At 42.3% G+C, this 15681-nt stretch carries 13 protein-coding genes; 10 read left to right on the top strand and 3 right to left on the bottom strand.

What is annotated here, in order from left to right; genetic code table 11:
• Window positions 1-17: 17 nt before the first annotated feature.
• The 3 genes from AC13CS_RS15490 to AC13CS_RS15480 form a co-directional block, all read right to left on the bottom strand.
• Window positions 18-326, bottom strand: a complete 309-nt coding sequence (locus tag AC13CS_RS15490; protein ID WP_482888857.1) for a hypothetical protein — start codon at window positions 324-326, stop codon at window positions 18-20.
• Between the two features lie 71 nt (window positions 327-397).
• The gene (locus AC13CS_RS15485; RefSeq protein WP_293166196.1) at window positions 398-2167 is read right to left on the bottom strand and encodes an SLC13 family permease; all 1770 of its coding nucleotides are present in this window, start codon (window positions 2165-2167) and stop codon (window positions 398-400) included.
• 118 nt (window positions 2168-2285) lie between these two features.
• Window positions 2286-4139, bottom strand: a complete 1854-nt coding sequence (locus tag AC13CS_RS15480; protein WP_293166198.1) for a sodium:proton antiporter — start codon at window positions 4137-4139, stop codon at window positions 2286-2288.
• Between the two features lie 211 nt (window positions 4140-4350).
• On the opposite strand from AC13CS_RS15480, the gene AC13CS_RS15475 reads away from it, so the two are divergent.
• From AC13CS_RS15475 to AC13CS_RS15430, 10 genes are all read left to right on the top strand, one after another.
• A complete protein-coding gene (locus AC13CS_RS15475; RefSeq protein ID WP_293166200.1) occupies window positions 4351-5217 on the top strand; it encodes an MBL fold metallo-hydrolase in 867 nt (288 codons plus the stop codon).
• Between the two features lie 26 nt (window positions 5218-5243).
• Window positions 5244-6893 (top strand): S8 family peptidase, encoded by a 1650-nt coding sequence (locus AC13CS_RS15470; RefSeq protein WP_293166202.1) that lies wholly within the window; start codon window positions 5244-5246, stop codon window positions 6891-6893.
• Window positions 6894-6896: 3 nt separating this feature from the next.
• Window positions 6897-8747 carry a M1 family metallopeptidase gene (locus AC13CS_RS15465; protein ID WP_293166204.1) on the top strand — a complete coding sequence of 617 codons (1851 nt, stop codon included), beginning with the start codon at window positions 6897-6899 and terminating at the stop codon, window positions 8745-8747.
• A 381-nt stretch (window positions 8748-9128) separates the two neighbouring features.
• Complete coding sequence (gene rnpA / locus AC13CS_RS15460) at window positions 9129-9581, top strand: ribonuclease P protein component (protein ID WP_293166206.1); 453 nt, start codon at window positions 9129-9131, stop codon at window positions 9579-9581.
• Window positions 9565-11190, top strand: a complete 1626-nt coding sequence (locus AC13CS_RS15455) for a S41 family peptidase (protein WP_293166208.1) — start codon at window positions 9565-9567, stop codon at window positions 11188-11190. The genes rnpA and AC13CS_RS15455 overlap by 17 nt, the downstream gene beginning before the upstream one ends.
• A 149-nt stretch (window positions 11191-11339) precedes the next feature.
• Window positions 11340-12290 (top strand): DUF2157 domain-containing protein, encoded by a 951-nt coding sequence (locus tag AC13CS_RS15450; protein WP_293166210.1) that lies wholly within the window; start codon window positions 11340-11342, stop codon window positions 12288-12290.
• Window positions 12278-13357: a DUF4401 domain-containing protein gene (locus AC13CS_RS15445; protein WP_293166212.1), complete on the top strand. Its 1080-nt coding sequence runs from the start codon at window positions 12278-12280 to the stop codon at window positions 13355-13357. Before AC13CS_RS15450 ends, AC13CS_RS15445 begins: the two co-directional genes overlap by 13 nt.
• Window positions 13344-13832, top strand: coding sequence for a GDYXXLXY domain-containing protein (locus tag AC13CS_RS15440; protein ID WP_293166214.1), 489 nt, complete (start codon window positions 13344-13346; stop codon window positions 13830-13832). Before AC13CS_RS15445 ends, AC13CS_RS15440 begins: the two co-directional genes overlap by 14 nt.
• Window positions 13833-13847: 15 nt before the next feature.
• A complete protein-coding gene (gene dcm / locus AC13CS_RS15435; protein ID WP_293166216.1) occupies window positions 13848-15095 on the top strand; it encodes a DNA (cytosine-5-)-methyltransferase in 1248 nt (415 codons plus the stop codon).
• On the top strand, window positions 15073-15681 hold the full coding sequence (locus AC13CS_RS15430; RefSeq protein ID WP_293166218.1) for a hypothetical protein: 609 nt from the start codon (window positions 15073-15075) through the stop codon (window positions 15679-15681). The genes dcm and AC13CS_RS15430 overlap by 23 nt, the downstream gene beginning before the upstream one ends.

The following is a 15681-nucleotide window of genomic DNA, read 5'->3' as shown; positions in this document are numbered from 1 at the left end:
TCTCGGCCTTTTGCAGATTATAATGATGCATCTCCAGCTGCACATAATGATTCTGCAAATTGTTTAGGCGTTAAATCCTCTCCGCCAAAAAACTTTGCATCCATAGTTGTTGTAGACCCGGCCGCTGATACTGTCCAAGTACCATCTCCGTTATCACAAACTTCCACTTTTCCTCCGTCAAGGGTACAGGATTCACATTCATTTGTTGGTCCGTCATCTTTGGAACAGGCGGTCATTAATGCGGTAGCGACAACTACCGTAAGTACAAACTTTTTCATTTTTAAAATATTGGTTAATAAAACACCAAAATACTTGTACTCCATCATTTAATATGCCCTCAATTGACAGATGCCCTATATGAATTGACGGATGCGAAAAAAAGCGTGTCCTTCTTAAATTATTTAAAAGGAAAAAAGTAAGGGATTACAAAAGTGGCGGCAATCCAGATAATGATATTAAGCGGTGTCCCTACCTTTAAAAAATCGTTGAACTTGTAATTTCCCGGCGCATAGACCATGGTATTGGTGGGATAGCTTACGGGCGTCATAAAAGTAAGGGAGCAAGCAAACATCACCGCCACCAAAAAAGGCCGTTCACTCACCTCCATTGCCGCGGCAAGACTAATTACTATCGGAGTCATAAGGGCCGCTGTGGCCTTGCTGGAGAGCACATTGGTGCTCAAAAAAGTGACCAAGTACAAAATGCTTAAGGTAACTTGGGCATCATAACTTCCTAAGGTCTGTTCTATAAAAAGGGCTATTTTTTCGGCCCCTCCGGTTTTTTCAAGGGCCGTTCCCATGGAAAGCACACCTGCCATCATGAAAATAACCTTCCATTCCACTGCTTCGTAAGCTTCCTTTGGTTTTAACGTGGACGTGGCCACCAATAACAGAGCGCCAACCATACTACTAATCAAAATAGAGGTGAGGTTTAGTGAAGCCGCAAGCACTACCCCCACGGCAATAACAAGGGCAGGAATGGCTTTTTTTAAATTGACTTTCCCATGCTTGTGCTCGGAAAGGGCCACCACCAAGTTCTGGTCAACCAATGCATCCACATCGGCCTCGGTGCCCAAAATCAGTAACATGTCTCCTTCTGTCAACTTTACATCAGCGAGCTTTTCATATAAAATCTCGCCACGTTGTCTTATGGCCAGGACCGAGCCATTGTATTGCCTCCTAAAATTAAGGGAGCGAAGGGACCCCTCCGTTAGTTTGGAACCAAAGGGAATAATGACTTCATAAATGTGTTTCTCAAGTTCTGCTTCGTCCAACTGTCTGTCCCCTGTGATTTTATATCCTTTAAGGCTTCGGATGCCGTTAAGTGCTTTCGGGGGAATCATAACTTTCATTACGTCTCCTTCCAATATAAATGTTTCGGGGCCAATGTCGTGCTTGAGCGAACCCGCCCTCAATATGGCCAGAACCTGTACATTGTGATCATTGACCAATCTGGATTTATGCAACGTTTTTTTGCTGTCGGGACAATCCTTTTCCACCAGTAATTCGGTTATGTACTTTTCTGCTTCTTTGGAAAGTGCTTTCTGCTCCTTTTCTGCCTTGGGCAACAGAAGGGGTGCCACAAAAAAGATGTAGGCAAAACCAATTACGGCCAAACAAAGTGCCGCCAAACTGAATTCGAACATCCCAAACCCCTCCAGCCCATATTCTTCGGCATAACTGCTCACCAAAATATTGGTGGAAGTACCGATCAAGGTACAGGTGCCGCCAAAAAGTGCCGAAAACGATATTGGGATCAACAACATGCCCGGGGTTATTTTGGTTTCCCTACAAACGGTAAGCGCTATGGGCAAAAGCAGGGCCACTACTGCGGAATCGTTCACAAAAGCGGAAAACATACCCGCAATAAGGCAAAATGTGATCAGGGCAATGCTGTAATGTATTTTGGCCAGCTTTATGATCCTATGGCTAAGACCGTCCAAAATTCCTGAATTGAACACCCCTGCACTTACCACGAACATGCACCCAAGTGTTAAGGTGGCAGGGTGGTTAAAGCCCGAAAAACCTTCTTTGGGACTAAGGACGCCCGCCACTATGAACAGGGCCATAATGATGATGGATGTGGTATCAATAGAAAAATAGTCCTTTACAAAAAGGACAATGCCTATGCAGATGATAACGATGGTAATAATTAAATCGCTGCCCATGGTGCCCCTAATTTACAATTCCGTTCTTTGTTTGGCCACCTTTTTTCTATCCCGGTTCGGTCAATGATGAGTAAATCCGTAAACTGAACCATTTTCGCCTCTTCTACAGAAAACTATCTTAATCCGTTTTGGAATTCTCTTCCTTTTTTGCCACTTCTATCTCTTTGCCTAAATAAACTAGCTTGTAGCCTTCACCCTTTGGAGTAAAGTCCTTGCTGTTTGCTGGAATGATTTCAATGCTTCCATCGGGCGATTTTGTGAACAATGGAACAATGTCACGTTCTTCGTAGGTAATGTCGATCAACTTGTCGTAGTGTTCCTTATCCTCCAATTCAATTTCGTGGATGACCGGATGCTTTCGCACGGTATCCATCAGTTGGATAAAATCATCCGTATGGGAAAAGAGCCCTTCTTTTGGATTGTTATCCGGGTCATTCACCTCTTCGGTATTTACCAAACGAAACGCTCCGTTCTCGCCAAATTGTTTTTGGAACTTATCGATGGCAAACTTGTTGATATCGGAGTTCCCTGTAAGTGCCATTAAATAACCCATGTCGTTCAACTCAATATTATCTACAAGCGTGTCAGAAAAAATATTGGCAGAAAGGGCTTCCAAACCTAGTTTCTTTGCTTTATCAACATTATTTTGGTTATTGTCTATAAGCACTACGTGTCTATTGTTCTTTCTCAAATAATTGCCAATGAGCCGCGATAGTTTGGATGCACCAATAATTAAAATGCCTTCGGACTTTTTTAAGAACACACCAACCAGTTTGGCGAACAAACGTGCCGTGGTAGCGTTTAACAATACCGTGCCCAAAACAATCATAAAAACCAGAGGGGTAATATATTCGGCCCCCGGTTCTCCCCTTAACATCAATTTAGAGCCAAAAAGCGAAGCAATGCCCGCAGCAACGATCCCTCGTGGACCGACCCAGCCAATAAAAAGTTTCTCGTTGAGTTTTAAATTGGATCCCTGAGAACTTAAAAATACCCCCAAGGGCCGTATTATAAATACGATTACTGCAAAAAGAGCGACCGTGTTCCAGTTGTAGATCAGCTCCATGTCGCTAATATTGATGTTGGCCGCCAATAAGATAAATAGAATCGAAATCAACAACACACTAAGGGATTCCTTAAAATAAAGCAGTTCTTTAAGATTGGGAAGATTCATGTTGCCCATGACCATACCCATAACCACCACGGCCAACAGACCGGATTCGTGAGCAAACAGATCCGACTCCACATAAACAAGGAGTACGGTGGAAAGGGAAACCACGTTCAACAGATAATGTGGAATAAAGTTCTTTTTTATGGCGAAAGCCAGTGCGTGGGCAAACGTAAACCCAAAAGTGGTCCCGAACAGAATAATTTTACCAAACTCGATGAGCGCTGTTTGTGTAAACGCCTGCCCTTCCCCTACACTGATGAATTCAAAAACCAATACGGCAACCAATGCTCCGATGGGATCGATCAGGATTCCTTCCCACTTTAAAACGGCCGACACGTCTTTTTTGAGGGGAATGTTTCTCAAAATAGGTGTAATAACCGTAGGTCCGGTAACTATAATCAGCCCAGAGAACAAAAATGAAATTTGCCACGACAACCCAAAAATATAGTGCGCCGCAACACCGGCCCCAAAAAACGTTACGATCGTCCCAATGGTAATCAACTTGGTGATTACAGGTCCCACGTTGGATATTTCTGCCCGTTTAAGGGTAAGGCCGCCTTCAAAAAGAATAACGCTAATGGCCAAGGACACAAAATAATAAAGCCCCTCTCCCGGGAACAGCCCTTTTTCGCCGTTCCAGATGGGCTCTATTAGTTTTGACCCATCATCTGTATATAAGGTTGCGATGGGGCCTACCAATAAACCGATCAAAATTAAAGGTAAAATGGCTGGCAATTTAAATCGCCAAGCCACCCACTGTGCAATAATGCCAAGAATTATAATTCCCGCAAGTTCGAGCATAGTCTAAGTTTTGTGGAAATTTAATGTTTTTCTTTTAGATAATCGTTCTTGGCCTGGGTCGCCAACTACATTATAGAAGCTTTTGGGGAGAAAACCTTCCCAGATTTAACAGCACTCATCCCATATTTTGTTAAAATACGGCCAATATGTCCTTAATTTTTCGGCATTTGGACTGTGCTTTTATTATTTTGCACCCCATTTTATTTTCTAAATGACAATTTATCCCATAGAGACCGGTAATTTTAAATTAGATGGAGGTGCGATGTTCGGCGTGGTTCCCAAATCTATTTGGAACAGAACCAACCCTGCAGACAGCAATAATATGATCGATCTTGCAGCCCGTTGCCTTTTGATCGAAGATGGCGACAGGCTTATTTTGATTGATAATGGTCTGGGCAACAAACAATCCGAAAAGTTTTTTAGCTATTACTACCTCTGGGGCGATCATTCCTTGGACAAATCCTTAAAAAATGCAGGTTTTCATCGTGATGATGTTACCGATGTTTTTTTGACCCATCTACATTTTGATCATTGTGGAGGCAGCATCCAATGGAACAAAGACCGCACCGGGTATGAACCGGCCTTTAAAAATGCCCGTTTTTGGACCAACAAGGACCACTGGGAATGGGCCACCAAACCCAATGCCCGGGAAAAAGCTTCATTTTTAAAAGAGAACCTATTGCCCATGCAGGAAAGCGGACAGCTTCATTTTGTGGACAGAAAAGATGGTTCCTTTTTGGAAAAGTCCGAACTCGGTTTCGGCATCCACTTTGTGGATGGTCATACCGATAAGCAAATGCTCCCTCACATAAACTATAAGGGCAAATCCTTGGTTTTTGTGGCCGATCTAATTCCGACCGTGGGCCATATTCCCCTACCTTATGTAATGGGGTACGATACCCGCCCTTTACTGACCTTAAAAGAAAAATCAGATTTTTTAAATGCTGCCGTTGAAAACGATTGGCTCTTGCTGTTTGAGCACGATGCCCACAACCAAATATGTTCTCTTAAGCAAACCGAAAAAGGAGCTCGTTTGGATCAGTTGTTTTCCTATAACGAACTATTCAAAATGCAATAACCTTACACTTTTTACAAATACATTCTATGAATCGCACATATAGCAAACTATCATTTTTATCCCTATCTGCCGCCCTATTTTTAATGGGTTGCGGGTCCACCGCCTTGGTCTCTACCCCTGTGGAGAACATTGATGCCGTTCCCTTAAAAATTTCTGAGCTTACCGAAGCGGAGAAAAAAAATTGGGGCCACCTCGACCTTATTGCGGACACCATTCCCGGCATGAGCGTGGACAAAGCCTATAACGAAATCATAAAGAACAAAAAGGGGAAAACCGTTGTAGTGGCCGTTTTGGATTCGGGCATGGATTTGGAGCACGAAGATCTAAAGAGTGTTCTTTGGACAAACACCGATGAAGTCCCCAACAACGGCAAGGATGATGATGGCAATGGTTATGTGGACGATATACACGGCTATAACTTTTTAGGAGATTCCTACAACGAGCAATTGGAATACGTTCGAATGCTTCGTTTGGGCATCGGAGATGCTTCTGAAAGGGCCGAAGCAAGGCTTTTGCTTGATAAAGAATACCCTGAAGCTGTTCAGAACAAACAGCAATATGAGCAAATATTCCAAGTGGTAAAAGGAGCTGACCAATTGGTTAAAACCGAATTGGGCAAAGAAGACTACACCAAAGAGGATTTGCTTTCCATTGAGCCCAAAACCACGCAAATGGAACAGAGTGTTGCGGTGTTGACCCAAATGTTCACCTATGGCGATAGTATTCCTGAAGTATTGGACGAACTCCAAGAAGGCATTAAATACTTTTCTGAACAGGCCAATTACAACCTCAACAAAGATTTTAATGGAAGAACCCCCGTGGGTGATGATCCTTATGATATTACGGACGTTCCCTACGGTAATGGCAACCCAAAAAACATTGTGGACACCGAAAGCCACGGAACCCACGTAGCTGGAATTATCGCTGCCAAGCGCAACAACGGTATTGGGATGGACGGTGTAGCCCAGAATGTGGAAATCATGAGCATCAGGGCCGTTCCCAATGGTGATGAATACGATAAAGATATCGCTCTTGGTATTCGCTACGCTGTGGACAACGGTGCGTCCATCATCAACTGTAGCTTTGGGAAGTCCTTTTCCCCTAAAGCGGAATGGGTTTACGATGCCATAAAATATGCGGCTTCCAAAGATGTTTTAATTGTTCACGCAGCAGGTAACGACGGTGAGGATTTAGAAAACCCTGAAAACAGAAATTATCCAAACGATGATATGGATGAAAGTCAGGAGTTTGTGGATAATATGATTACTGTTGGAGCACTTTCCAGCAACTATGGGTCTGAGATGGTGGCCTCTTTTTCCAATTATGGAAACCAACGTGTTGATGTTTTTGCTCCCGGTGCCGAGATTTACTCTACCATGCCCAATAGTGAATATGAGTTTCAAGGTGGAACCTCCATGGCCGCTCCCGCGGTTGCCGGTGTTGCGGCGCTTATTCGTTCCTATCATCCAGACCTATCCGCTTCACAGGTAAAAAACATCATCATGCAGTCCGGTCTTAGAACAAAACGGTCGGTTATTGTAGCGGGTGACGAGACCAAAGCCACCACTTTCGATAAAATTTCTAAATCCGGCAAAATGGTCAATGCCTATAATGCCTTAATTTTGGCAAACAATATCTCAAAAGGTAAAATGACCTTGGAAAGTAATTCAAAATAATATATGAAGCGTTTACAATCCCTCTTTTTTACAGCCTTTTTCGGCGCCACTCTTTTTTTAAGTGCGCAATCAAGTGACTGGCAACAGCACGTGGACTATACCATGGATGTACAAATGGATGTGAAAACATACCAGTACACCGGCACCCAAAAATTGGTCTATACCAACAATTCTCCGGATGAATTGAGCCGTGTTTTTTATCATTTGTACTACAATGCCTTTCAGCCCGGTAGTGAAATGGATATCAGGCTCCAAAACATCAAAGACCCGGATAAAAGGATGATGGAAGACGGGAAAAGCAGGATCGCATCGCTTTCGGAAAGTGAAATGGGGTATTTGCATGCCAAATCCCTAACGCAGGACGGTCAACCCGTTTCTTTTGCCGAAGAAGGAACCATTCTTGTGGTGGATTTGGTGAAACCTATTCCCCCAGGAGGAAAAACGACCTTGGAAATGTCTTTTGAAGGTCAAGTTCCCCTTCAAATAAGACGTTCGGGAAGAAACAGTAAAGAAGGTGTTGCCCTTTCCATGAGCCAATGGTACCCCAAACTTTCGGAATACGATTTTGAAGGGTGGCATCCAAACCCATACATAGCCCGTGAGTTCCATGGCGTGTGGGGCGATTTTGATGTGAAGATCACTTTGGACAAAGATTACACGGTCGGAGGCTCTGGATATCTTCAAAACCCGCAAGAAATTGGACATGGTTATGAAACGCCCGGCACCAAAGTAAAAACCAAAGGCAAAACATTGACTTGGCACTTTAAAGCACCCAAAGTACACGATTTTATGTGGGCGGCCGACCCGGAATATATTCACGATACTTATAAAATGGAAGATGGGCCAACGCTTCATTTCCTGTACAAAGACAACCCAGAATTCAATGAAAACTGGAAAAAACTTCAGCCCAAAACGGCCGAAGCGATGACCTTTTTTAGCAAAAACATAGGGAAATACCCTTACGAACAATATTCAGTAATTCAAGGAGGCGATGGCGGAATGGAGTATGCCATGAGCACTTTAATCACTGGCGAACGCGAATTTGGTAGTTTGGTCGGGGTAATGGTGCACGAAATGGCGCACTCTTGGTTCCAACATGTACTGGCGACCAACGAGTCCAAACACGAGTGGATGGACGAGGGTTTCACTTCCTTTATCAGTAGCCTGTGCATGAATCAAATTATGGAACAGAACAAGCAAAACCCTTTCGAGGGATCGTATAGGGGCTATTATGCCCTGGTCAACTCCGGTTTGGAAATGCCACAGTCCACCCATGCCGATAGATACCCTACGAATTTTGCTTATGGTGTTTCGGCTTACAGCAAAGGATCCATATTCCTTTCTCAACTGGGGTACATAATTGGTCAAGATAAACTGATGGAAACCATTCAAAAATATTTCAAAGAATTCAAGTTTAAGCACCCTGTGCCCAACGACATTAAAAGAACAGCGGAAAAAGTATCGGGAATGGAACTTGATTGGTACTTGACCGATTGGACACAGACAACCAATACCATTGATTACGGTATTAAAAGTGTTGAGGCCGATGGGGACAAGACCAAGGTAACCATGGAGCGCATCGGTGAAATGCCCATGCCTTTGGATATTTTGGTCGTGGGCGCCGATGGAACACAAGAAACGTACTATGTGCCATTGCGCATGATGTACGGGGAAAAAGACAACCCCTACCCTAATCTAAATCGTACTGTTTTGGAAGATTGGCCCTGGGCTTACCCAACTTACGAGTTTACGTTGGATATGCCTTTGGACAATGTTCAGGCCATTATGATAGACCCATCGCAATTGATGGCCGATGTGGATGGGGAAAACAACGTATATCAGGCAGAGGAATAAGTCCTCCCTTAATCCCTCCAAAGGAGGGAAACCTCTCCCCTTGGAGAGACTGGAGAGGGGACCATCTATAAAATTTATAGAAACAATTAAATTCTAGGATTTTAACCTTTAACTAGATTATTAAGGGCGGCCGATTGGGCGGCCCTTGCTTGTTCTAGGTAAAAATTATGTATTTTGAACATAAAACTTAGTTCCAGGCGTCAGTTCGAGTGATTTTGAGGAACAAAAAATCGTATCGAGAACCCTTTTTTAGATAAAAATTCTTTTTTTCGATACAAACTCCTCTCATGCTGTCGTGAAATCCACTCGAAATGACGAATTTTATCAAAATGCACCACGAGTTATTCAAGTAATTTACCTTCTAAAAGGAACTGTCTCTAAATGCTAGAAGAAAATACAGATTCAAAAAAGACAGATGCTCCCCTGAAGTCCCCTCAAGGGGACAATTTTGATTTATCCTTTCCCAAAAAAGAAAAGCTCACCAACAAAAAAATGTTCGAAGCGCTTTTTGCGGAAGGTAAAAATCTGCGTGAATTCCCTTTAAAGCTGATTTACCTCAACACCAATTTTAAGGATGAGGTGCCTGTAAAAGTTGCTGTGGTCGCCCCCAAAAGGCAATTCAAATCCGCAGTAGACCGTAACCGCATCAAGCGGCTTTTAAGGGAGGCTTACCGGCGCAACAAGCCCCTCATTTTTAACAACATTGAGGGAAATTTTGCGTTCATATTTTTATACCTTGGCAAGAAGACCCCAAGTTTTAATGAAGTTGATGCAGCCATGAAAAAGCTGTTAGAGGCCTTTATAAATAAAGAATTCCATGAAAAGATTGATTAAAAAACAGGTTTTGATTCCCGTTTTGGCACTTGCCGTTTTGGTTGGTGCCAGCAGTTTTAAAAGTGACTTTTTTGAGATTGCCAAACAAATAGAAATCTTTACTACGCTCTTTAAAGAACTCAACATGAATTATGTGGACGAGACCAATCCGGCAGAGCTGATGGATTCCGCCATAAAAAACATGTTGGGTGAACTGGATCCCTATACCCAGTTTTTGAACGAGCAGGATGTTGAATCGTACAAAATCAATAATTCGGGCGAGTATTCGGGCATTGGTGCCCTTGTTCGCTCTTATGAAAATAAATTGGTGGTGGTTGAGCCCTATCAAGGGTATGCCGCCGACAAAGCAGGCCTAAAGGCCGGAGATGAAATTATTAAAATTGGAGAAACCTTGGTTGCCGATTTCGATGATAATGCCGGAGAACTCCTAAAAGGGGCCAACAACTCCTCGGTTGATGTCACCTTTTTAAGACAAGGAGAAACCAAGACCGCAACCATTACCCGCGAAGGTGTAGAGGTAGACGCTGTTCCCTTTTACGATATGATCGATGACAAAACGGGGTATATCGTATTGTCTAGATTCAACAGAAAAGCTTCCAAACAAACCCAATTGGCCATGCAGGACCTTAAAGGCCAGGGTGCAGAAAGATTGGTGCTGGATTTAAGGGGAAACCCCGGAGGGTTGCTATCCGAAGCCATCAATGTAACCAACCTTTTTGTGCCCAAAGGAGAGTTGATCGTTACCACGAAATCCAAGGTAAAAAAGTTCAATCAGGAATACAGAACCAAAAACAAGCCAGAGGATGAAGCCATTCCCCTTGTTGTCCTGATAGATGGAAAAAGTGCTTCGGCCAGTGAAATTGTTTCCGGAGGGCTTCAGGATTTGGACCGTGCCGTTATCGTCGGGGCAAGGAGTTTTGGCAAAGGATTGGTACAACGCCCCCTCAAACTAACTTATGGTACGCAATTAAAGGTAACCATTTCCAGATATTACACCCCTTCGGGCAGATGTATACAATCCTTGGATTATTGGAACCGCGATGCACAGGGCAATGCCGTTCGAAACACTGATTTTAAAGAATTCACCACCAGAAACGGGCGAAAAGTATGGGATGGTGGAGGAGTAATGCCAGACATTACCATTGAATCTTTAAAAACCAACTCCCTTATTGATGCGTTGGAGGAAAACAATATCGTTTTTGATTTTGCCACGGATTATTTCTACGACCACAATTTTGATTCGGTAGAAAATTTTAATTTTTCCGATGATGATTATAGCGCATTTAAAACCTATGCCCAAGAGCAGAACTTCTCCTATCAGACCAAAACGGAAAAGCTTTTGGAAGAATCCATTAATGGTGATGACACCTTATTGGGAGGTGATGTCCAAGAAAAGTACAAAGACCTTCTTTTGGCCGTAAATAAAGGTAAAATAACCGCTTTGGACACCTTTAAAAAGGAAATCCAAAAGAAGTTGGAAGATGAGATTATAGCCCGATATTTTTACCGGGATGGGCTTTACAAATACTATTTGACCCACGACGATGCCATATTGACCGCAAAAGAATTGTTGGCCGATAGTTCCAAATACGCTGCAATTTTAAAGTAGGGCATTGTTTCTTCGGTTCGTCTTTCAATCCATATGCCGCATTCATCAAACCAAATACGGCAATTATCAAATGTCCCCACATTAATCGTCCGATATTCACTAATTTTCCTTTGGATAGCTGTTACAGCTCATTTTAGCAAATAATGCCTATGGCAAAAATTGAACGGGAAGATATACAGACCATAAGTCAGCACAGCAATTGGTCAAAAAGTGGGGTCTCTAAGGCCTTGCTCCACCATATTTATCCCGATAAGACCGCTTGGCAACGTTTTTTATCGCTGCTGTTCCTGGGCTTGGGCCTTTCCTTTTGTATTGCTGGTATTATTTTCTTCTTTGCCTTTAACTGGTCGCAGATGCACAAGTTTTTTAAACTTGGCCTCGTTGAAGCGCTTATTGTTTTGGTTTTTTTGTCCATCTATTTTTTTAGGGCAAAACCTTTTATCAAAAAATCATTGCTTACCGTGGCCTCGGTTCTTGTTGGTGTTCTTTACGCTGTTTTTGGGCAAGTATACCAAACGGGGGCCAATGCATACGATCTTTTTCTTGTTTGGACCTTGTTTATTACTGTTTGGGCGGTTGTTTCCAATTTTTCACTTTTGTGGTTGGTTTATATTGCGCTCATCAACATAACCATTGTGCTTTATGCCGAACAGGTGTCCCTTAATTGGGATGCCATGTTTCTCACCATCTTGCTTTTTGGTGTAAACGCCCTGTTTTCTGTACTTTTTATTGCACTGCCCAAACTAACAAGGCTAAAAGCATATCCAACTTGGTTTACCAATGTTTTGATTTTGGCGGCAACAACCATTGGCACAATTGGAGTATCTGGCGGTATCATGGATAAGAAAGATGCTTCCTTTTATGTACTGTTGGTCTTTGTTCTTTTATTTTTTTGTGCAGGTCTGTGGTATGGGAAAATAACGCGAAACCTATTCTATCTGTCCGTCATTCCCTTTGGGGCCATCATTGTTTTTTGTGCTTTTCTCCTCAATATTTCTGAAGATGCGGGCATGCTATTTGTCATTGGTCTGTTCATTATCGCCAGCATATCCGTATTGATAAAAACCTTATTGAACCTTCAAAAAAAATGGACAGGATAGAAAACATAAAAAATTTGTTGAATACCATACGTTCCTCCGAAGGAAGTGGATTTACTTGTGATGAAGATAAAATCCTTGCCAATTATCACAATAAAAAAGGGGAGAAAGCCAGTTTGGCCATAAAAATCCTTTCGGTTCTTGGAGGTATTTTGGCCTCCGCTGCGTTTATCGTGGTTTTGTTTATTCTTGATGTTTTGGATTCTGAATGGAGCTCAGTGGTCTTGGGTATCGTGCTTATTGGAACGGCCATTGGCATCAACAAAAAATATGAAACATTGATTATTGATACGTTTAGTGTATCCATTTATGTGCTCGGGCTTGTCCTTTTTATTTTGGGTATGGCAATGCATCATAACGTGCAGCAAGAACATATTGCGTTTTTAATAGTTCTAATTGCCCTGAGCAGCCTGTTCTTTACCCAAAACTATGTTATCTCTTTTATTTCTGTCCTCGCCATTGGCGCTGCTTTTTTGTTCTTGATCATTTCATACGACATTCCCGATGCCATACACGGCTATATACTGTTTTACGCGACCGCCCTTTCGTATTGCTTTTTGAACGAGGCCTCCCTTTTGACCGATCATCCCAAATTGGCAAAATTATATGGCCCCTTACGCATTGGGCTTGTTTTTTCCTTGCTTTTTGGTCTTGTTGCCATTGGCAAGAACGGGCTGGTTCCCATATCCAAAAACCTGATTTGGATGTCTTCCGTTGCTTCCTTTTTCTTTATCTTATACTTGGCCTCTTACGTTCTAAGAACGCTACAGGTCCGGTCGACAAAGAACAAATTGGTCGCCTATGTACTGTGCTTTCTTATACTTTTGCCCACACTTTTTGCTCCCGCTATTTCCGGGGCCATGCTTATAGTTCTTTTAAGCTTTTTGGTAAACCATAAAACTGGTTTTGGGGTGGGAATCGTAGCCTTGGTTTACTTTGTGTCGCAATATTACTATGACCTTAACCTAAGTTTATTGACAAAATCCATTGTTCTGTTTTCATCAGGAGTGGTGTTCCTTGTTTTTTATCTGTTCTTCACCAAAAAAACCAAAACCCATGAAAAAGTATAGCTGGATCATTATACTCCTAAACCTTTTTCTTTTTTTGGGGTTTTTCAATTATTCCATCTTCAAAAAGGAAAAGCTATTGGACAATGGAACATTGGTGCTCATGGAACTGGCCCCAGTCGACCCCCGGTCTTTGATTCAAGGTGATTACATGCGCCTGCAATATAAATTGGCAAGCGAAATGGTCCACGACAGTATTCCACCACGTGGTTTATGTGCCATTGAACCCAATGCTGACGGGGTAGCACAAAAAATCAGGGTTTTGCATGATAAAAATGTTATTGGCAAAAATGAACATATCATTAAATACTCCGCAAAAAAATGGTGGGGCATACGCATTGGTGCAGAATCTTATTTTTTTCAAGAAGGGGAAGCGGAAAAGTATGAAAACGCCAAATACGGCGGCCTAAAGATAGATGCTGAAGGAAATAGCATCTTGATAGGTTTATATGATGATACACTAAAAAAGATAGAATAAATTCTATTTTTGGGCATGCAACAACTCAAGGTCTGTGAACTTTTTGCGGGTGTGGGCGGTTTTCGTCTGGGATTGGAAAATACAGGGCACTATTCCGTTGTGTGGAGCAATCAATGGGAGCCCTCTACCAAAATGCAGCATGCTTCTTTGGTTTATGAAGCGCGGTTTGGAACAGGGAATCACTCCAACACCAATATTGAAAATGTAGAAACCTCGGAAATTCCCGACCACGATATACTCGTAGGCGGGTTTCCCTGTCAAGATTATTCCGTGGCCACATCTTTGAAAAACTCCAAGGGCCTTATTGGTAAAAAGGGTGTGCTGTGGTGGTCCATCCATCGTATTCTTTCCGAGAAAAAGAACAAACCAAAATATCTTTTTTTGGAAAATGTAGATCGCCTGTTAAAATCCCCTTCTTCCCAAAGGGGTCGAGATTTTGCCGTGATGCTCCGTAGTTTGTCAGATTTGGGCTATGCTGTGGAATGGCGAGTAATAAATGCGGCGGAATATGGAATGCCACAGCGCCGAAGGCGCGTTTTTTTTATGGCGTATTTTAAGGGTTCTCCTGTTTTTAAAAAGCTCCTAAAATCCCGCCCAAAAGATTGGATTTTGAAAGAAGGAACTATTTCTGCTGCTTTTCCAGTCGACCAAACAGCTCAAAATGTGGTTTCCTTTGATTTGGAAAAAGATTTAGTGGCTTTGTCCCATAACTTCAACCCAGAAAAAGGCCTTTCCCCATTTTTAAACTCCGGGGTTTGTGTTAATGGTAAAGTATCTACCCTAAAAACAATTCCTTCTTACGATGCAAAAAGAACGGTGCTCTCCGATATTTTGGAAAAAGGTTCCATTCCTTCGGAATATTATATTGATGCTGCCGATTTGCCCAAATGGGAATATTTAAAGGGCTCCAAAAAAGAAATACGCAAGACCAAAGCTGGTTTTGAGTACAATTACAGCGAGGGAAGCATGGTGTTTCCTGATGCTCTTGATCAACCTTCCAGAACAATAATAACCGGCGAGGGCGGAAAATCTCCTTCTCGGTTTAAGCACGTGGTCCAAACCTCCAAGGGACTGCGAAGACTTTTACCTGTTGAATTGGAACGGTTGAACATGTTTCCGGATAACCATACACAATTGGAGGGCATTTCTGATGCCAAGCGTGCCTTTTTTATGGGCAATGCTCTTGTGGTGGGCATTGTGGAGAAACTTGGTGCTTCACTGTTCCGGAAAATATCCGAGATTGAAAAGCAAGTTCAAAGCTGACCTATCCAAAGAAAAACAATTAACCCCTTTACTGGATTCGTATTACCAAAAACACTTAAAGCAATATTGTTTTGAGCGGATTTCTCATCTTAAAAAACAACTACAGGGCATAGATCTTATCCTAAAGGATAAGCAGTCAGAAAAGCAATTTTTAGTGGATGAAAAAGCACAACTGGATTATGTAAATGAAAGTTTGCCCACATTTGCCTTTGAGTTGTTCTATCAAAAGAATGGAATTCAAAAACAGGGGTGGTTGTTCGATGCTTCCAAAAAAACACAGTTTTATGCTTTGGTCACCAGCATTTATTCGGATGAAGATGGTGTTTTTACCTCTTGCAACATCACTTTTGTGAATCGGGAAAAATTAATTCTGCGTTTGGAAGAAATAGGTTTATCGCGAAAACATCTAGAGCAACTCATTTTTGAAAATCGCGGCAAGCATGGCAAAATAAATGTGAATCAACTTGATGCCAAAACTGAAGGCTATTTGTTCTTTTCCACTAAAAACAAAGCGGAAAAGCCTGTAAACCTTATTCTTAAGTTGGATTATTTGGAACTGATCGGGGTGGCGAAAAGGTTGGTTTGA

It is taken from the genome of Flagellimonas sp. B-3, from assembly GCF_056857835.1.
Note: the sequence above shows the minus strand (reverse complement) of the source record. Positions and strands in the feature narration are given on the sequence as shown.